The sequence below is a fragment of the Acidovorax kalamii genome (genome assembly GCF_002245625.1).
Classification (GTDB): Bacteria; Pseudomonadota; Gammaproteobacteria; order Burkholderiales; family Burkholderiaceae_C; genus Acidovorax; species Acidovorax kalamii.
This window is the reverse complement of the sequence record NZ_NOIG01000011.1, coordinates 576,261-595,397: the sequence shown is the minus strand read 5'-3', so window position 1 is coordinate 595,397 and position 19,137 is coordinate 576,261. Positions and strand designations below refer to the sequence as shown.

Annotated in this window: 19 protein-coding genes; 8 read left to right on the top strand and 11 right to left on the bottom strand. The window is 64.2% G+C overall.

All coding sequences use genetic code 11. The features are described from left to right. The coding region (locus tag CBY09_RS19505; RefSeq protein ID WP_205734169.1) for a hypothetical protein at positions 1–789 on the top strand (789 nt) is incomplete at its 5' end. Positions 790–820: 31 nt separating this feature from the next. Here the strand turns inward: CBY09_RS19505 and CBY09_RS19500 are convergent. From CBY09_RS19500 to CBY09_RS19480, 5 genes are read right to left on the bottom strand one after another with little or no spacing between them, the layout of a single operon-like run. Further along, positions 821–2,566 (bottom strand): SulP family inorganic anion transporter, encoded by a 1,746-nt coding sequence (locus CBY09_RS19500; RefSeq protein WP_094291198.1) that lies wholly within the window; start codon positions 2,564–2,566, stop codon positions 821–823. A gap of 49 nt (positions 2,567–2,615) precedes the next feature. Further along, on the bottom strand, positions 2,616–2,960 hold the full coding sequence (locus tag CBY09_RS19495) for a protein tyrosine phosphatase family protein (protein WP_094291197.1): 345 nt from the start codon (positions 2,958–2,960) through the stop codon (positions 2,616–2,618). 1 nt (position 2,961) lies between these two features. Next, a complete protein-coding gene (locus CBY09_RS19490) occupies positions 2,962–3,411 on the bottom strand; it encodes a YeeE/YedE family protein (protein WP_094291247.1) in 450 nt (149 codons plus the stop codon). 41 nt (positions 3,412–3,452) lie between these two features. Then, a complete protein-coding gene (locus CBY09_RS19485) occupies positions 3,453–3,884 on the bottom strand; it encodes a YeeE/YedE family protein (RefSeq protein ID WP_094291196.1) in 432 nt (143 codons plus the stop codon). Beyond that, on the bottom strand, positions 3,878–4,225 hold the full coding sequence (locus tag CBY09_RS19480) for an ArsR/SmtB family transcription factor (protein WP_094291195.1): 348 nt from the start codon (positions 4,223–4,225) through the stop codon (positions 3,878–3,880). The genes CBY09_RS19485 and CBY09_RS19480 overlap by 7 nt, the downstream gene beginning before the upstream one ends. Before the next feature lie 103 nt (positions 4,226–4,328). On the opposite strand from CBY09_RS19480, the gene CBY09_RS19475 reads away from it, so the two are divergent. From CBY09_RS19475 to CBY09_RS19445, 7 genes are all read left to right on the top strand, one after another. Beyond that, complete coding sequence (locus CBY09_RS19475; protein WP_094291194.1) at positions 4,329–5,189, top strand: MBL fold metallo-hydrolase; 861 nt, start codon at positions 4,329–4,331, stop codon at positions 5,187–5,189. Positions 5,190–5,231: 42 nt separating this feature from the next. Then, positions 5,232–5,423: a YgaP family membrane protein gene (locus CBY09_RS19470; protein WP_094291193.1), complete on the top strand. Its 192-nt coding sequence runs from the start codon at positions 5,232–5,234 to the stop codon at positions 5,421–5,423. Positions 5,424–5,478: 55 nt separating this feature from the next. After that, positions 5,479–5,832: a carboxymuconolactone decarboxylase family protein gene (locus CBY09_RS19465; protein ID WP_094291192.1), complete on the top strand. Its 354-nt coding sequence runs from the start codon at positions 5,479–5,481 to the stop codon at positions 5,830–5,832. 272 nt (positions 5,833–6,104) lie between these two features. Beyond that, positions 6,105–6,635, top strand: a complete 531-nt coding sequence (locus tag CBY09_RS19460; RefSeq protein WP_420807462.1) for a putative pterin-binding protein — start codon at positions 6,105–6,107, stop codon at positions 6,633–6,635. 32 nt (positions 6,636–6,667) lie between these two features. After that, positions 6,668–9,721 (top strand): hybrid sensor histidine kinase/response regulator, encoded by a 3,054-nt coding sequence (locus tag CBY09_RS19455; RefSeq protein WP_094291190.1) that lies wholly within the window; start codon positions 6,668–6,670, stop codon positions 9,719–9,721. Then, positions 9,714–10,883, top strand: a complete 1,170-nt coding sequence (locus CBY09_RS19450) for a response regulator (RefSeq protein ID WP_094291189.1) — start codon at positions 9,714–9,716, stop codon at positions 10,881–10,883. The genes CBY09_RS19455 and CBY09_RS19450 overlap by 8 nt, the downstream gene beginning before the upstream one ends. A 21-nt stretch (positions 10,884–10,904) precedes the next feature. After that, positions 10,905–11,822: a response regulator gene (locus CBY09_RS19445; RefSeq protein ID WP_094291188.1), complete on the top strand. Its 918-nt coding sequence runs from the start codon at positions 10,905–10,907 to the stop codon at positions 11,820–11,822. Between the two features lie 87 nt (positions 11,823–11,909). On the opposite strand, the gene bioB is transcribed toward CBY09_RS19445, so the two are convergent. The 6 genes from bioB to CBY09_RS19415 all read right to left on the bottom strand — a co-directional run bounded on the left by bioB (position 11,910) and on the right by CBY09_RS19415 (position 19,131). Beyond that, positions 11,910–12,986: a biotin synthase BioB gene (gene bioB / locus CBY09_RS19440; protein WP_094291187.1), complete on the bottom strand. Its 1,077-nt coding sequence runs from the start codon at positions 12,984–12,986 to the stop codon at positions 11,910–11,912. Between the two features lie 432 nt (positions 12,987–13,418). Next, entirely contained in the window at positions 13,419–13,889 is a 471-nt protein-coding gene (locus CBY09_RS19435; protein WP_094291186.1) for a VOC family protein, read from the bottom strand. A 117-nt stretch (positions 13,890–14,006) separates the two neighbouring features. Then, complete coding sequence (locus CBY09_RS19430) at positions 14,007–16,055, bottom strand: acetyl-CoA carboxylase biotin carboxylase subunit (protein ID WP_094291185.1); 2,049 nt, start codon at positions 16,053–16,055, stop codon at positions 14,007–14,009. Positions 16,056–16,076: 21 nt separating this feature from the next. Then, positions 16,077–17,609 carry an acyl-CoA carboxylase subunit beta gene (locus tag CBY09_RS19425; protein WP_015014134.1) on the bottom strand — a complete coding sequence of 511 codons (1,533 nt, stop codon included), beginning with the start codon at positions 17,607–17,609 and terminating at the stop codon, positions 16,077–16,079. A 35-nt stretch (positions 17,610–17,644) separates the two neighbouring features. Continuing rightward, complete coding sequence (gene meaB, locus CBY09_RS19420; protein ID WP_094291184.1) at positions 17,645–18,664, bottom strand: methylmalonyl Co-A mutase-associated GTPase MeaB; 1,020 nt, start codon at positions 18,662–18,664, stop codon at positions 17,645–17,647. Then, positions 18,661–19,131: a GNAT family N-acetyltransferase gene (locus CBY09_RS19415; RefSeq protein WP_240515784.1), complete on the bottom strand. Its 471-nt coding sequence runs from the start codon at positions 19,129–19,131 to the stop codon at positions 18,661–18,663. Before CBY09_RS19415 ends, meaB begins: the two co-directional genes overlap by 4 nt. Positions 19,132–19,137 lie beyond the last annotated feature (6 nt).

Sequence of the window (19,137 nt, the reverse complement as noted above, 5' to 3'; positions counted from 1 at the left end):
TTTGTTGCAAACTGTTCTTATTGGCAGCGCATGCTACTGGGGTTGACGATGCAAACCTGTGACAAATGGTTTCGCCCAGTCCGGACTGGTGGCGCATCAACCCTCGCGGAACACGCGATTCCCTACCCAGTAAGTCCTGGACGGCGCCCATGCGAAAATTTCTGGTTATTCCCCACACTCTCACCCATGCATTCCATTCGCCTGCTCTGCCGTACTGCGGCTTTCCAACTGGCTTTGTGCCTGGCCGCCCTGGCGTTATTGCTCTTCAGCGGACTGGCTCCTGCCCACGCGGCGCCACCCTTGGTCTACAACAAGGACGGCGTGAGCTTTGAACACCCCGTGGGCTGGAAAGTGACGGAAGATGTAGTCGCGCAGGACGAAACCCGCATGCGCAGCATCGATTTGGAGGGGCCGAACGAGGCGGTTGTGACCTTGATGTTCAGCCCGTTTTTTTCGGGCCAGGACATTGAGAAGTTTGCGGCAGCAGCTGCGCGCAACCGCGCGGATGCCGCCCGGGCCAACACTGCTCAGCAGGCCCGCATGGGCCCGGTGACGGCCACTCCCATTACCCGCCAGGTGGCGGGCAAAGAGAACAAAGGGGTTTCGCAGCGCTTTGTGGTCAGCATGCTGGGCCAGAACCTGCCGCATGAAGCGCGCTTCTTCAAGGCCGCGCTGGATGGAACCACTGCAATCATCATGACGCAGGTGGCGGATGAAGATGCCAAGGGTGCGGAACCAGGCTTTGCCATGGCGCTGGACACCCTCCGCTACCACGCTGCCAAGCGCTGAAGACCGCCTGCGCGCAACACAGACGTCCCAGCTAATGCGACGGGGCAACCTGCTTTTCGCCGCCAGTCACCGGGGCGGCTGTGTTTTGACGCACGGACTCAAAGGCCTGGTGTGTGCTCAAGAACACCCGTCCCTGCAGGTTTTGGCCCAAGCTTGTTTTCTGCAGGCGGTCCAGCACGGGGCCTTTGACTTCCGAGAGCAATAGTGCAATGCCGCGCCGGGCCAGGCTGCTCTCCAGATCGGTGAGCACCCCCAACGCAGTGGCATCGATCTGGTTGATGGCCGAACACACCAGCAGCACATGGCGGGTGCGGGGCTGGGCGGCGACCAGGCGTTCTATGGTGTCCTGCAGAACCTCCGAGTTCGCAAAATACAGACTTTCGTCCACTCGCACCGCAATCAGGTCAGGCACTGTTGCCACAGGGTGGCGCGCGACGTTGCGGAAATGCTCAGTGCCAGGCACACGCCCCACTACCGCGATGTGCGGGTGGCTGCTGCGCCAGACCAAGGTGCCCAGCGACAGGCCGACCCCCAGCAGGATGCCCTCCTCCACCCCCCAGGTGATCACACCGCCCGCCGTGACCAGCAGTGACCAGGCATCGGCCTTGTCATAGCGCCACGCTTCGCGCAGGGTCTGAACATCGATCAACGACACCACTGCCACGATGATGGTGGCGGCCAGCACTGCATGGGGCAGGTAGAAGAACAGGCCGGTGAGCGCCGCGATGACCACTGCCATGAGCATGGCAGACACCAGGCCCGCCAAGGGTGTGTTGGCCCCGGCCGAGAAATTGACCACCGAGCGCGCAAAACCGCCGGTGACGGGGAAACCGCCTGACAACGCGCTGGCCACGTTGGCGGCGCCCAGGCCCAGCAGCTCGCGGTTGGGCTGTATGCGCTGCTGGCGCTTGAGCGCCAGCGATTGCGCCACCGACACACTTTCGACAAACCCGACCAGGGAGATGAGCAGCGCGGGTAGCCACAATTGGCTAATGGCCGACATGGCAACGGAAGGAAAGGCCAGCACTGGCAACCCCTGCGGCACGGCGCCCACAATGCTGACGCCAGCGGATTTGTCCCAGCGCAGCGCGGCCACCAGCGCCGTGGTGACCAGCACTGCCAGCATCGGGGCAAGCTTGGATGCAAGCTCTGCCAACTTGGCATCTACCCCGGCACGCACCAGCCAAGGTGCAAGGAGCTTGCGCGCCAGCAGCAAAAACAGCACGCTCCCGGCGCCAATGCCCAAAGTCACGCTGTTGGTGTCTGGCGCCGCGTGCGCCAACTGCAGCAATGTATCCAGCACATTGCCACCCCCGGCTTTCACGCCCATCAGGTGTTTGAGCTGCCCCACCGCAATCAGGATGGCCGAGCCCGAGATAAAACCGCTGATGACCGGATGGCTGAGAAAGTGCGCGAGAAACCCCAATCTCAGCAGGCCAAACAGCAGCAGCATGCCGCCTGACAAAAGGGACAGGAGCATGGCCAGCCCCACATACTCCGCAGAACCCGCTGCCGCCAGTGGCTGCAACGCGCTGGCTGTCATGAGCGAAGCCACCGCCACAGGGCCCACCGCCAGCGTCATGCTTGACCCCACCAACGCATAAGCGACTATGGGCAGGATGCTCGCGTACAGGCCGACTTCTGGGGGCAGCCCCGCCAACAGCGCGTAGGCCAAGCTCTGCGGAATGAGCATCACCGTAACGATGACACCCGCCACCAAGTCTCCTGAGAGCCAGGACCGCTGGTAGTTGCGCATCCAGCTGGGCATGAATTGCATGCGAGGGCCTTTGGTTCTTCTCTCGTTTCTTTCTGAGGTGCTCAGGCTCTCAGCCCAATTGCTGGGCCAGGCCAAACAGCTGGGCGGACCGTGCACCCGATCGGCAAAAAGCCAGCATGGGCCTTGGTGCCGCAGCCAGCACGTTGTGCAAGGCCTGCACCTGCTCCGGAGTGATCGCACCGCTCACTACCGGCAGATACACATAGTGCAAACCGGCGGCACGGGCGGCCTCTTCCAGCGTCTGGCTGGTCGGCTGGGCGTCTCCGCCCTCCCCGTCTGGCCGGTTGTTGATGAGCGTCTTGACCCCCTGGGCAGACACCCAGGCGAAGTCCTCAGGCAGCAACTGGGGGGACACCGCAAAGTCGGGTGTCAAGGCAATGATCTGCATACCCATTTCAAAGTGCTCCTGCTTGCTGGTTGGGAGTGCGCCGCATGCGGCCTTCAGCGATTTCAAACAGCCACATACCTGCCAGCATGGCCAGCACAAACACGATGGCCTTGGGCTGCCCGGCCCCAGCCGAGACAATGGCCGGACCGGGACAGAAGCCCGCCAAGCCCCAGCCAGCACCAAACACCAGGCTGCCAACCACCAGGCGGCGATCAATGTCGCGGGAGGTGGGAAGGTGCATGGCGCCCCCCAGAAAGCTGGTCGTGCGCTTCTTGGCCAAGGCAAACGCGAACAGGCCGACGGCAATCGCACCGCCCATCACAAAAGCCAGCGAAGGGTCCCAAAGGCCTGCCAGGTCCAGAAAACCCAGCACTTTGCCGGGGTCGGTCATGCCCGACACGATGAGGCCCAGGCCAAACACCAGGCCCACCACAAATTCAGAAATTCGGCTTTTCATCAAGATTTTTTTCATGTCCATGCTCCATGGGTTGTATGGCATCAGCCCAGCACATGCCGGGCAAGAAACACTGTGAGGAAGCCCGCGCCCATGAAGGCCAGGGTGGCAACGAGGGAACGGGTCGACAGGCGCGAAAGCCCACACACGCCGTGGCCGCTGGTGCAGCCTGATCCATAGCGCGTGCCCACGCCCACCAGCAGCCCGGCGGCCACCACCGCACTCCAGCCGGCATCAATGCGCGGCCCGGTTGCGCCAGCAAACAGCCAATACGCGCCAGGGGCCACCAACATGCCCAGCACAAAGGCCAAGCGCCAGCCTGTATCCCCAGCCTTGGGCCGCAGCAAGCCACCCACGATGCCGCTGATGCCCAGGATGCGGCCATTGAGCAGCACAAACAGCGCCGATGCCAGGCCAAGCAGAACACCCCCGGCCAGGGCGCTCCAGGGGGTGAAATGGGTCCAATCGATCAGCATTTCTGATCCTCCTTGGCGGTGCCTTGTGCAGGCCCGCAAAACTGTTCAAACAACACATTCATGACCGCCAGTGCCTGCGGGCTGGCGATCTGGTAGTAAATGTTCTTGCCTTCGCGGCGGGTGTTCACCAGGCCTTCCTCGCGCAGCACCCCCAGTTGCTGGGACAGGGTGGGCTGGGAGATGCCGACCAGTTCCTCCAGCTCGCCCACCCTCTTCTCACCCTGGCTGAGCTGGCACAGCAGCAGCAGCCGGTCGGGGTTGGAGAGCACCTTCATGAGGCGACAGGCGCTGTCGGCCGAGCGGCGCAAGATTTCCAGTTCGATGGGTATTTCGGTGAGCATGGGCGTGCGCTCCTTTTCAATTTCGTTATCGATATTCTATTGACCAACAATCTATAAGTCAATAAACTATCCTCGTCGAAATTAAAAACCGAGGAAAGAAGCGATGAAACCCCAGATACAGGCCTTCTTTGACGACGCCACCTGGACGGTGAGCTATGTCGTCTATGACCAGCCCGGCGGCCATTGCGCCCTGGTGGATTCGGTACTGGACTACGACCCCAAGTCCGGCCGCACCCGCACACATTCCGCCGAACGCCTGATCGAGTTTGTGCAGATCCACGGCCTGACGGTGGAGTGGATCCTGGAGACCCACGCGCATGCCGATCACCTGTCGGCCGCACACTACCTGCGCAACAAGCTGGGGGGAAGCATCGCCATTGGCGCCGCCATCACCCAGGTGCAGGATGTGTTCAAGGCCGTGTTCCACCTGGAGCCCGAGTTCCGCCCGGATGGCCGCCAGTTTGATCACCTGCTGCACGACAACGAGGTGTTCCGCATCGGCCAGCTGGAGGCCAAGGCGCTTGCCGTGCCTGGCCACACCCCTGCCTGCATGGCCTACCAGGTGGGTGATGCCGTGTTTGTGGGCGATACCCTGTTCATGCCTGATGTGGGCACGGCACGCTGTGACTTCCCCGGGGGCGACGCGCACCAGCTTTACCAATCGGTGCGCAGGCTGCTGAGCTTGCCACCCGAGACGCGGCTCTTCATGTGCCACGACTACCCCCCGGCCGGTCGCGCCACCGCCTGGCAGACCACCGTGGCCGACCAGCGCGCCCACAACATACACGTGCACGATGGCGTGAGCGAAGACGCCTTTGTGGCTCTGCGCACCCGACGCGATGCCACGCTGGAGATGCCCACGCTGATCCTGCCCTCAGTACAGGTCAACATCCGCGCCGGTGCCATGCCTCCAACCGAAGACAACGGCGTGGCCTATCTCAAGATTCCGCTCAACGCGCTGTGACCCGGCGACGCCCCGCAACCACCACGCACCAAAGGAAGCACCATGAACACCAACGTTGGAACCCTCGACCGTGTGCTGCGCATCGCAGCAGGCCTTGTGCTGATAGCCCTTGCCGCCACCGGCACTGTTGGATGGTGGGGCTGGCTGGGCGCGGTGCCCCTGGCCACCGGCCTGTTCCGTTTTTGCCCCGCCTACACGCTGCTGGGCATCAACACCTGTCCCGTGAAGAAGTAAGCCCCCGCGCGGCACAGCCGCGCGCAAGCACCCAAAAAACCTCAAGGAACAAGGAATGAGCACTTTTGACCACGCTGGCCTCATCCAGGGCATCAACGAAAGCCTGGCCAGCTTCCGCAAGGCCCAGCCCGATACCATGCGGGGCTTCGCACAACTGGCGCAGGCCTCCATGGCCGAAGGCGTGTTGAGCAGCAAACACAAAGAGTTGATTGCCCTGGCCATCGGCGTCACCCAGCGCTGCTCGGGCTGCATTGGTTTTCATGTCAAGGCACTGCAAAAACTGGGCACCACCCGCACCGAGCTGGAGGAAATGCTGGCCGTGTGTGTCTACATGGGCGGAGGCCCCGCACTGATGTACACCGCCGAAGCATTGAAGGCCTGGGACACCCTGGCGGCAGGCAACGCCTGATCCCTCGAGCGAGGGGGCTGCGCCCTCACCTTCTCTGACAGTGGAAGACGCACCGCCCGCAGGGAGCGGGCAAAAAAATCTGGCACAACACAGCGTCTTCCAGTACCGTGCTGCCACAGGCTCATGGCCGATCTTTGCGCAGGCCCGCCCTGCGCCACGGCGTAGTACGCGTGCGACACACCGCCCACACCGAAACAGCGACCGGCTGTTATAAATCGGTTTACATTTTGTGCGTCTATCCATGAGACTGTTGCAAAAAAGGGGGGATCGCCATGCATGCAGGTCTTTCGAAGACACGCCGGGGTGTTGTCTGGCTCATGGGCATTGCCCTTGGTGCATCCGCGTTGTTTGGCACTGCCGCGCAGGCCCTGGATAAGGCCACTGGCCCGGTGGTGCTGACCATCGAAGGCGCCATCACCCACACCAACCAGGGCCAGCAGGCGCAGTTCGACATGAAGATGCTGGAGAAGCTGCCCCAGCACAGCTTCTCCACCCAGACCCCCTGGTACCCCAATGCCGTCACCTTTACCGGCCCCTTGTTGCGCGACGTGCTCGCCGCTGTGGGGGCCAAGGGCACCAAGATCACGGCCGTGGCCCTGAACGACTACAAGACCGAGATTCCATTGGACGATGCCACCCGCCACGATGTGATCGTGGCACGGCTCATGAACAACCGGCCCATGCCCGTGCGAGAAAAAGGCCCGCTGTTCATCGTCTACCCCTTCGACACCAAGGCCGAGCTGCGCAGCGAGCTGTACTACAACCGTGCGGCCTGGCAGCTCAACGCCTTGCGCATCAGGTAGCCTGCAGCCCGGCCAGGCCCGCCCCCCCACGCATGCTGCGCAGCAAACACATCCTGCGGCTCATCATTGCAGGCCTGGTCCTGGCCTATGTGGCCATTGCGGCCGTGCAGTACCACCAGTACCGCAGCGTCGAAGCCGTGATGCGGCGTGGCGATGTGAACGCTCTGTGGTCCTTTCTGCAGCTCAACGTCGAATACGAAAAGTTCGACCATGCGCTGCACCAGTTCGAACTGGACCCGAAAAGCATTCCCATGGACCGGCTGGAGCTGCGCTACGACCTGTTCCTGAGCCGCTTCAGTGCGCTGGAGAGCGGCACCGCGCGCACCTTGATGCAGGAAGAACCCATCTACGCCCAGGCGCTGGCCGCCCTCCAGAGGTTTGTGGCAGCGGGTGACAGCCATTTTGGCGCGAGTGTGGACCCGGCCTCCAGCCAACAGCACATGCGGTTGCTGCGCGCCGAGCTGGACACCCTGCGCGACACCGTCCAGGAACTGTCGCTGAACGCCTCGCGGGTATCGGCCCTGCTGGGCGACTCGCGCAACGCCGAAGTCAAGCACCAGACACTGCTGACCACCGGGCTCACAGCCTTTCAGGCCGTACTCACCTTTTTGCTGGCCTTTGCCATGGCGCGGCAGTTCCTCAAGCGCGAAAAGGCCAAATCCCTGGCCATGGCCGCGCAGGCCGAGCTGGTGGAGGCCCTGAAGCGCAACGAAGAGGCGCTGGAAGCCCGCGTCGCACAGCGGACCGCCGAGCTGCAGCAGCTCAATGTAGCGCTGCGCGAGCATGAGGAAGAGCTGGAAATCGCCCGGGCCAAGGCCGAGGACGCCTCGCAGATGAAGTCGGACTTCCTGGCCAACATGAGCCACGAGATCCGCACGCCCATGAACGCCGTGATCGGCATGAGCCACCTGGCGCTGGGCACCGACCTCTCGCCCCGCCAGCGTGACTATGTGGAAAAGATCCAGCGCTCGGGCCAGCATCTGCTGGGCCTGATCAACGACATCCTCGACTTCAGCAAGATCGAGGCGGGCAAGCTTGAAGTGGAGGTGGTGGACTTCGAGCTGCGCGGCGTGCTCGACAACGTGGCCAACCTGATCAGCGGCAAGTCGGCCAGCAAGGGCCTGGAGCTGCTGTTCGATGTAGACCCGGCATTGCCCGACAACCTGCGCGGCGACCCGCTGCGCCTGGGGCAGATCCTTGTCAACTACGCCAACAACGCCGTCAAGTTCACTGACGCGGGCGAGATCATCGTGCGGGTCAGCGAAGCCTCGCGCGATGCCGAGGGCATCCTCATGCGGTTTGAGGTGCAGGACACCGGCATCGGCCTCACCGAAGAACAGCAGTCGCGCCTGTTCCGCTCCTTCGAGCAGGCCGACACCTCTACCACGCGCAAGTACGGCGGCACCGGCCTGGGCCTGGCCATCTCCAAAAAGCTTGCAGACCTGATGGGCGGCGAGGTGGGCGTGCAAAGCGCGCCGGGCCAGGGCAGCACCTTCTGGTTCACGGCCCGGCTGGGCCTGGGCACGGCGCCGCAGCGCCCGCTGCTGCCCGAGCCCGACCTGCGCGGGCGGCATGTGCTGGTGGTGGACGACAGCGAACAGGCGCGGCAAATTCTGAGCGGGCTGCTGGGCAGCATGAGCTTTGCCGTCACCACGGCCAGCTCGGGCGAAGAGGCGGTGGCCAAGGCAAGCGCTGCCGATGCAGCCGGGCACCCCTGCGAGATTGCTTTTCTGGACTGGAAGATGCCCGGCATGGACGGCTTTGCCACCCACCGCGCGCTGGCGCTGCTGCCCCACCCGCCGCATTCGGTCATCGTCACCGCCGCTGGCCGCGACGATGTGCAGAAAGAGCTGGAAAGCGCAGGCATCGGGCTCATGCTGACCAAGCCCGTCAGCCCCTCGCAGTTGTTTGACACAGCCATTCGCGCACTGGGCGGCCATGCCCTGTCGGCCGAGGCCCACCGGGCCCACGGCCCGCGCAGCGCCCCCAACCTGGCCACCATCCAGGGGGCCCGGGTGCTGCTGGTGGACGACAACGACCTGAACCAGCAGGTCGGCGCCGAGCTTCTGGCAGGCGCCGGGCTGGTGGTGGACGTGGCCGACAACGGCCAGATTGCACTCGACATGCTGGCGCGCGCGCCCTACGATATCGTGCTCATGGACATGCAGATGCCGGTGATGGACGGCCTCACCGCCACGCGCCAGCTGCGCCAGAACCCCGCGTGGGCCCAGCTGCCGGTGCTGGCCATGACCGCCAACGCCATGAGCCGCGACCGGGACCTGTGCCTTGCCGCAGGTATGAACGGCCACCTGGCCAAGCCCATCGACCCCGACGAGCTGTTTGCCAGCTTGCTGCAATGGATTGCGCCGCGCGCGCCAGCATCTGTCCCCCTGGGAGAGGCAGCACCACCAGCCGCCGTGCCCCCCGAAGTCGCCGATGCCCCCGACCCGCTGCGCAGCATCGAGGGCCTGGACACGGCCGCCGGTCTGCGCCGCGTGCTCGACAAACGCCCGGCCTACGAGAGCCTGCTGCGCAAGTTTGTGGCCGGCCAGGCGGGCGCTGTGCAGGCCACGCGCGCCGCAATGGCGGCTGGACAGCACGACGAGGCGCTGCGCGCCATGCACACCCTCAAGGGCACGGCGGGCACCATTGGCGCAGCCCCGCTGGCCAAGCTGGCCGCAGCCGCAGAAGAAGCCATTGGCCAGAGAGCGCCAGCGACGACCATCGACACATTGCTGAACCCCGTGGACGCTGCCTGCCAGGCTTTGGTGGCCGCGCTGCGCACCGCCCTGCCCCCCGAAGACGAAACGGGTGCGGCCACGGCCGCTGCTGCGCCCCACGCGCCCATCGATGCAGCCGCCGCGCAGCAGTTGCTGGCCCAGCTCGATGCCCTGCTGGCAGACGACGACTCTGACGCCATCGAGCTGTTCAAGGAATCCACCCCCGCCCTGAAGGCCCTGCTGGGCCCCGCCTACGCTGGCATGAAGCGGGCACTGGACAGCTACGACTTTGTGGAAGCGCTGGCCGCATTGCGCGCCACCCGCATCCCCGGCATGCACAACAAGGAGGACCCGGTTCATGAATAGCCCGATAGAGCTGAGCGGCAAATGCACGGTGCTGGTGGTGGATGACACCCCCGACAACCTCTCGCTGATGAGCGACCTGCTGCGCACGGATTACAAGGTCAAGCTGGCGCCCAGCGGTGAACGCGCGCTGCAGATCGTGGCAGGCGAGAGCAAGCCCGACCTGATCCTGCTGGACATCATGATGCCGGACATGGACGGCTACGAGGTGCTGCGCCGCCTGCAGTTCAACCCCGACACCGAAGACATCCCGGTGATCTTCCTCACCGCCATGAGCGCTGCCGAAGACGAAAGCATCGGCCTGGAGCTTGGCGCGGTGGACTACATCACCAAGCCCGTCAACCCTGCCATCGTGATGGCCCGGGTGCGCAACCACCTGCAGCTCAAACGCGCCCGCGACTTCCTGGCCCAGCACAACCATTTTCTGGAGCAAGAGGTAGCCAACCGCACCCGGGCGATGGCCGAGCTGCAGGACGCCACCATTCGCGCCATGGCCTCGCTGGCCGAAACACGCGACAACGAAACCGGCAACCACATCCGGCGCACCCAGCACTACATGGAGACGCTGGCCCGCCACCTGCAAAACCACCCGCGCTTCAAGGAAGAGCTGACCGACGCTGCCATCGAGACCATCTTCAAGTCCGCCCCGCTGCACGACATTGGCAAGGTGGGCATCCCCGACCGCATCCTGCTCAAGCCCGGCAAGCTCACTCCCGAAGAGTTCGAGATCATGAAGACGCACACCACCCTGGGGCGTGACGCCATCATCGCGGCCGAGACCGGCACCACGCTGGACAACCCCTTCTTCCGGTACGCCAAGGAGATCGCCTACAGCCACCAGGAAAAGTGGGACGGCTCGGGCTACCCCCAAGGCCTGATGGGCAACAACATCCCGCTTTCGGCGCGCCTCATGGCCGTGGCCGATGTGTACGACGCGCTGATCTCCGAACGCGTGTACAAGGCCGCGTTCACCCACGAACAGGCGGTGGAAATCATCCGCGACGGCCGGGGCAGCCATTTCGACCCCGACATGGTGGACGCTTTCCTGGTGCTGTCTGAAGAGTTCCGCCGCATTGCCCAGCGGTTTGCCGATGGCGAACCGGCCCTTCTGGCGCAAATCGACCGCCTGGCCACCGACGTGCCTGCCGAGCGCATCGAACTCTGAGCAAGCCCCCAAGCGCACCCCATGCACCCTTCACAAACCACCGTCCTGCTGGCCGAAAGTGCCGGAGCCATGCGCCAGGCCCTGGCCAGCCAGCTCGAAGCAGCCGGTTTCGCCCGCGTGTTGCAGGCCAAGGACGGCCAGCGTGCGCTGCAGATCCTGCGCTCCGAGCCTGTGCAGGTCGTGCTGGCCGACATTGACATGCCGGTGCACAACGGCCTGGAGGTGCTCGAAGCCATGCGGGCCGAGCCGCGCCTGGCCAATCTGCCCTTTCTGCTCATGTCCGGCGGGCTGGACCGCGCATCGGCTGCCAAGGCCATCCAGCTGGGCATTGATGATCTGCTGATCAAGCCCTTCACCACCCGCCGCTTGCTGGAGCGCATGCAGCGCGTGCTCACGCGCGGGGTCGCAGCGCCTGGAGTCGAGCCCGCCCCGGACGTAGACGGCAGCGCCGACCGCGCCACGCTGCTGGTGGTGGACGACACGCCCGACAACCTGCAGCTGATGGCGGGCCTGTTCCGCGACCGCTTCAAGGTCAAGGTGGCGCAAAGCGGCGAGAAGGCGCTCAGCATCTGCCAGTCCGACGCGCCGCCCGATGTCATCCTGCTCGATGTGATGATGCCCGGCATGGACGGGTTTGAGGTGGCGCGCCGCCTGCGCGAGCACCACACCTCCGAGTACACCCCCATCATCTTCGTGACCGCCATCACCGACGAGATGGCCCGCCACAAGGGCCTGAGCCTGGGTGCCATCGACTACGTGTTCAAGCCCATCGACCCCGAACTGCTCAAGCTGCGCGTGGGCAACCTCATGGTCTATGTGGAGCACCGCAAGCAGCTGCAAAAGGACTTCGACCTGCTGCGCGAAAACGCCCAGCTGCGCTCTGAGGTGCAACGCCTGCGCGGCGACCTGCAGCGCCTGCAGGCGCCAGCGGGTGCATAGCGGTGCCGCGCACAAGCCCCCTCCTCCCACGGCCTTCCGCCCACCGGTGGCGCCCGTAAGCGCCATCCCGATGCGGCGCGCCGTGCCTCAGGCGTGGTGGTGGGCGTGCTCCGCCTCGGTGGTGGTCGTGCGGTGGCCGTTCAGCCCCAGCTTGGCCAGCAGCTGCACATCGGCATCCACATCGGGGTTGCCCGTCACCAGCAGTTTGTCGCCGTAGAAGATCGAATTGGCACCGGCCATGAAGCACAGCGCCTGCACGGCCTCACCCATTTGCTGGCGCCCGGCCGACAGGCGCACGCGCGCCTTGGGCATGGTGATGCGGGCCACGGCAATCACGCGCACAAAGTCGAACGGGTCGATGGGATCGCTGTCGGCCAGCGGCGTGCCGGGCACGCGCACCAGGCTGTTGATGGGCACCGACTCGGGGTATGGCTGCAGGTTGGCCAGCTGCGCAATGAGGCCAGCGCGGTGGACGGGCGCCTCGCCCATGCCCACAATGCCGCCGCAGCACACGCTGATGCCCGCGCTGCGCACGTTCTGCAGCGTGTCCAGCCGGTCCTGGTAGGCGCGGGTGCTGACCACATCGGTGTAGTACTCGGGTGCGGTGTCCAGGTTGTGGTTGTAGTAGTCGAGCCCGGCGTCCTTCAGGGCCTGGGCCTGGTGCGATTCGAGCATGCCCAGCGTGGCGCAGGTTTGCAGGCCCAGGCCCTTCACGGCGCCGATCAAGGCACTGACTTTTTCAATGTCGCGATCCTTGGGCGCGCGCCAGGCGGCGCCCATGCAAAAGCGGGTGGCGCCCGCGTCCTTGGCGGCCTGGGCGGCGCGCACCACTTCATCCACTTCCATCAGCTTTTCTGCCTTCACGCCCGTGTCGAACTCGGCCGCCTGCGGGCAGTAGCCACAGTTTTCAGGGCAGCCGCCGGTTTTCACCGACAGCAGCGTGGCCAACTCGATGTCGCCCGCAGGCCAATGCTGGCGGTGCACGGTCTGCGCCTCGAACAGCAAGTCCATCAGGGGTTTGTCGAGCAGCGCCTGGATGGCCTCGACCGACCAGGGGCCTTGGGCCACGGGGGCTGGGGCGCGGCGGTGCAATTGAACCGGTTGCACGGACGAAGGTGCGGGCTGCACCGTGGAGGCAGCGGTAGGGGCCAGGGTGGCGGACATCGGGTGGGTTCCTTCAATCTAGGCGTTGGCCCTGCGGCGGCGGGTTGCCAGCCTTGGGCCAGGGTTGCTTACTCGGTCATCGATCCTTCGGTACGCACCGCCCGCTCCATCGGGTTGGGGCTGGGTACGCAGCGGCTGGGGCGGATTCTGGAGGAGAAAACGGCACAAACGCGCACCGCAGGGTCACAAAAAGTGCCAACAAAATGGCGTACACAACAGCAGGCAATTGCCAGTTTTTTTGAGCGCAGAAGCCAGCGTTTTCAGAACATTTGCAAGCCGTTCGACATCGGCACAAAACAGGCCTTGCACCCGTGGCGGCAACATGGGCCTATCTGCAGCCATCTGCCACGCAACAGCCGCCGCGCCCGCAGGGAGATGAGCGACGTTGCCGCAGGCTTGGGGCCCGTTGGCGGCCCGCAGCCCCGCAAAACCTCAGCCCAGCGCCGCAATCACCTCGGCAGGCGCCTGCACCAGCTCGATCAACACCCCTTCGCCCGCAATCGGAAACTCGTCATTGCTTTTGGGGTGCAAAAAGGTGATGTCGTAACCCGCCGCGCCCTTGCGAATGCCGCCGGGCGCAAAACGCACGCCCTTTGCTGTCAACCACTCCACCGCCTTGGGCAGGTCGTCGATCCACAGGCCGATGTGGTTGAGCGGTGTGGTGTGCACGGCCGGCTTTTTGTCGATGTCGAGCGGCTGCATGATGTCCACCTCGACCTTGAACGCGCCCTGGCCCATGGCGAGGATGTCTTCATCGACGTTCTCGCGCTCGCTCTGGAAGGTGCCGGTCTGCGTGAGGCCCAGCATGTCCACCCACAGGGTTTTCATGCGCTGCTTGTCGGTGCCGCCAATGGCGACCTGCTGGATGCCCAGGACCTTGAACGGGCGTTGGGGGTGGGTCATGATTACTCCTGATTTGATAGCTATCAGCGCTTGCTGGATGCGCGGAGAAGGCCAAAAATATTCAAAAAAGGGGCACAAGGCCCCGAGGATGGATGGGTCGCGGCGCCGCAGGGCCTATCACTGGAATTCCAGAATGATCTGGTCCACCGCCAGCGACTCGCCCTTGCCCGCCGTGATCTTGCCCACCACGCCGTCCTGTGCGGCAAAGAGGATGTTCTCCATCTTCATGGCTTCGATCACAGCCAGCTTTTCACCCGCCTGCACCTTCTGGCCAGGCTGAACTGCCACATCGACCAACAGGCCGGGCATGGGCGACAGCAGGAACTTGGACAGGTCTGGCGGCGCCTTGAAGGGCATCAGCTTGTGCAGCCGCGCGCCCAGTGGCGACAGCACCAGGGCGTCGATCTGCGTGCCGTTGTGTGCAATGCGCAGCGCCAGCGGGTTCTTGCCCACGCCCCGCTCCACCTGGGCGGTGAAGCCTTGGCCGTTGCACGCGCCCTGCACACGGATCTGGCCCAGCGTGGCGTTGCTACTGATCTGATAGCTATTACCGCCCACCTGGATGGCGCTGGAGCCCGATTTGTCTTCAAAGTCAGAGACCGTGACTTCGTGGTGCTGGTTCTGCCCTTCGGCGCCCAGCGTGACGACCACAAACTCCTCGCCCACCTTCACCTCGTGCCCCGCCAGCTGGCCGCTGATGCCCGAGGCACGTGCGCGGTAGCGGCGGTGCATGAAGGCAGCCAGCGCCACCAGGAACAGCGGGTCGCTGTGCGGCACGTCTTCCGCGTGGAAGCCCTTGCCGTAGTTCTCGGCGATGAAGCCGGTGTTGAAGTCACCCGTCACAAACTTGGGGTGCGCCAGCAGCGCGGCCTGGAACGGGATGTTGCTGCTGATGCCGCGAATCACAAAGCCGTTGAGCGCCGCGCGCATCTTGGCAATCGCGTCATTGCGGTCGGTGCCGTGCACGATGAGCTTGGCAATCATCGAGTCGTAGTACATGGGGATCTCACCGCCCTCGTACACACCCGTGTCCACCCGCACGCCCAGCTTCTTGCTGGTGTCGGACTGGAACATGGTCTCCTCCGGCGGCTGAAAACGCACCAGGCGACCCGTGGACGGCAGGAAGTTGCGGAACGGGTCTTCGGCGTTAATGCGGCACTCAATGGCCCAGCCATCGCGCTTCACATCGGCCTGTGTCAATGGCAGCTTCTCACCCGCCGCCACGCGGATCATCAGCTCCACCAGGTCCAGGCCGGTGATGCATTCCGTCACCGGGTGCTCCACCTGCAGGCGGGTATTCATCTCCAGGAAGTAAAAATCCTGGTCCTTGCCGACCACAAACTCCACCGTGCCCGCGCTCTGGTACTTCACGGCCTTGGCCAGCGCCACGGCCTGTTCGCCCATGGCCTTGCGGGTGGCGTCGCTGATGAAGGGCGATGGCGCCTCCTCAATGACCTTCTGGTGGCGGCGCTGGATGGAGCATTCGCGCTCGTTCAGGTAGATCACATTGCCGTGGCTGTCGCCCAGCACCTGGATCTCGATGTGGCGTGGCTCCTGCACAAACTTCTCGATGAAGATGCGGTCGTCGCCAAAGCTGTTGCGGGCCTCGTTCTGGCAGCTGGCGAAGCCTTCAAACGCTTCCTTGTCGTTGTAGGCCACGCGCAGGCCCTTGCCGCCGCCGCCGGCCGAGGCTTTGATCATCACCGGGTAGCCGATGCCCTTGGCGATTTCCACCGCCTGCTCCGGGCCGCTGATGGCGTCGTTGTAGCCAGGAATGGTGTTGACCTTGGCCTCGTTGGCCAGCTTCTTGGAGGCGATCTTGTCGCCCATGGCCGCAATCGAATGCGCCTTGGGGCCGATGAAGGCAATGCCCTCGTCTTCGCAGCGCTTGGCAAAGGCTTCGTTTTCGGAGAGGAAGCCGTAGCCGGGGTGCACGGCTTGCGCGCCCGTCTGCTTACAGGCCGCAATGATCTTGTCGGCCAGAAGGTAAGACTCGCGCGACGGCGCAGCGCCAATGTGCACGGCCTCGTCGGCCAACTTGACATGGCGGGCTTCCTTGTCGGCGTCGGAATAGACGGCGACGGTGGCGATGCCCATTTTTTTAGCGGTTGCGATGACTCGGCAAGCAATTTCGCCGCGATTCGCGATCAGGATCTTGGTAAACATGTTCTTGTGCTCCTTAGGCTCTTACAGCGGAATGTTTCCGTGTTTGCGCCAGGGGTTCTCCAGCTTCTTATCGCGCAGCATCACCAGCGACCGGCAGATGCGCTTGCGTGTCTCGTGCGGCAGGATCACATCGTCGATAAAGCCGCGTGCACCGGCCACAAACGGGTTGGCAAAACGCTGCTTGTATTCCGCCTCCCGGGCGGCCAGCTTCACCGGGTCGTTCTTGTCTTCGCGGAAGATGATCTCTACCGCGCCCTTGGCGCCCATCACCGCAATCTCGGCGTTGGGCCAGGCCAGGTTAACGTCGCCACGCAAGTGCTTCGAACTCATCACGTCGTACGCACCGCCGTAGGCCTTGCGGGTGATGACGGTGATCTTGGGCACGGTGCACTCGGCATACGCATACAGCAGCTTGGCGCCGTGCTTGATGATGCCGCCGTACTCTTGAGAAGTGCCGGGCATGAAGCCAGGCACGTCCACAAACGTGACCACGGGAATGTTGAAGGCGTCGCAAAAGCGCACAAAGCGCGCGGCCTTGATGCTCGACTTGATGTCCAGGCAACCGGCCAGCACCAGCGGCTGATTGGCCACGATGCCCACGGTCTGGCCTTCCATGCGGGCGAAGCCGATGATGATGTTCTTGGCGTACTCGGGCTGCAGCTCGAAGAAGTCGCCATCGTCCACCGTCTTGAGGATCAGCTCCTTCATGTCGTAGGGCTTGTTGGGGTTCTCGGGCACCAGGGTGTCCAGACTCAGGTCCATGCGGTCGGCCGGGTCGTTGCTGGGGCGCACCGGGGCCTTTTCGCGGTTGTTGAGCGGCAGGTAGTTGTACAGGCGGCGCAGCATCATCAGCGCCTCCACGTCGTTCTCAAACGCCATGTCGGCCACACCGCTCTTGGTGGTGTGCGTCACGGCGCCGCCCAGTTCCTCGGCCGTCACCTCTTCGTGCGTCACGGTCTTCACGACTTCGGGGCCGGTGACGAACATGTACGAGCTGTCTTTCACCATGAAGATGAAGTCGGTCATCGCGGGCGAGTACACGGCGCCGCCAGCGCTCGGGCCCATGATCATGCTGATCTGCGGAATCACGCCGCTGGCCAGCACGTTCTTCTGGAACACGTCGGCATAGCCGCCCAAAGACGCCACACCTTCCTGGATGCGGGCACCGCCCGAGTCATTGAGGCCGATGACCGGCGCGCCCACCTTCATGGCCTGGTCCATCACCTTGCAGATCTTCTCGGCATGCGTTTCAGACAGCGCACCGCCAAACACCGTGAAATCCTGGCTGAACACAAACACCAGGCGGCCGTTGATCATGCCGTAGCCCGTCACCACACCGTCGCCGGGGATCTTGTTGTCCTCCATGCCAAAGTCGGTGCAGCGGTGTTCGACGAACATGTCCCATTCCTCGAACGTACCGTCGTCCAGCAGCAGCTCGATGCGCTCGCGCGCGGTGAGCTTGCCCTTGGCGTGCTGCGCATCAATGCGCTTTTGCCCGCCGCCCAGGCGTGCCAGCGCACGCTTTTTCTCCAGTTGATCCAGGATGTCTTGCATGGTCGTCCTTTGGTGAATGGGTTGGTGTCTACTATTTATTTGATAGCTGCCAGCGCATGATTTGATTGCGCTTGGAGCAGATTTCGTGCTGCAGTCGATGCCGCAATGCGCCCTGCTGCCACATCGGCCTGCATTTGCGGCAGCAGCTCGCGCACCTGCGGGTGCTGGCGAAATGCGAGCTTGAGGCCTGCGTCGATGCGCTCCCACATCCAGGACAGCGCCTGCTTCTCGCGCCGCGTGGCCAAGCGGCCGTTGGCGGATTGCAGCTGGCGGAACTGCGTGACGGCGGCCCAGAAGCTGTCTACGCCCTGGCACAGCAGCGCGCTGATCTGCACGACCTTGGGGTGCCACAGCGTTTCGTCGTGGTGTGCGTTTTCCGGATTGCCGTGTTGGCTGAGCAGGCGCAGGCTCGATGTGATCTGCGCCTCGGCACGCGTGGCGGCGTTCTTGTCGATGTCGGCCTTGTTGATGACCACTAGGTCAGCGATCTCCATCACGCCCTTCTTGATGGCCTGCAGGTCATCGCCCGCGTTGGGCAGTTGCATGAGCACAAACATGTCCGTCATGCCAGCCACCGCAATCTCGCTCTGGCCCACGCCCACGGTCTCGACGATGACCACGTCGTAACCCGCCGCCTCGCAGACCAGCATGGCCTCGCGCGTTTTCTCTGCCACGCCGCCCAGCGTGCCGCTCGACGGGCTGGGGCGGATGTAGGCTTTTTCGTGCACCGACAGGTGTTCCATGCGCGTCTTGTCGCCCAGGATGGAGCCGCCCGATACGGTGCTGGACGGGTCGATGGTGAGCACGGCCACGCGGTGGCCCTGACCGATGAGGTAAAGGCCCAGGGCTTCGATGAAGGTGGACTTGCCCACACCGGGCACGCCGCTGATGCCGAGGCGGAAGGCCTTGCCGGTGTGCGGGAGCAACTGGGTCAGCAGCTCGTCGGCCTGCGTGCGGTGGTCCACCCGTGTCGATTCGAGCAGGGTGATGGCTTTGGACATGGCGCGGCGTTGAAGGGGGCCGGGTTGGCCCACCACTCCTTGGTAGAGGTTCATGGCGCAACCTCCGCCGTGCGTGCATCGAACTCCGGGCTCCAACGGTACTCCAGATCGAACTCCTGCTCTTCCACCAGCCGGAAGCCATGGCGCAGGTAAAAGCGGTTGGCGTCGCTGCCGCGCAGCGCACCCAGCGTGATGTCCTGGCCCGCAGCCCGACCCTGTGCCTTGACCCATTCCAGCGCCCAGGCCCCCACACCGTGCCCCTGAGAAGCCGGGTGGATGTAGAGGTGATGCAGGCGCAGGCTGTTTGATCCTGTGTGCGGAATGAGCGTGAGGTAGCCCACACGCTCGCCGTTGATGAGGATGTGCCGCATGCACGCAGGCGCGAACGCGCTGCGCAGGCGCTCTCGCACGCGCACCGGGTCAAAACGGCCCAGGCGCTCCAGGCTTTCGCGCAAGGCCTCGGCGCGCAGGTCGGCCATGGACTCGAAGTCCTCGGCGGCGACGCTGCCCAAGCTCAACATGGACGG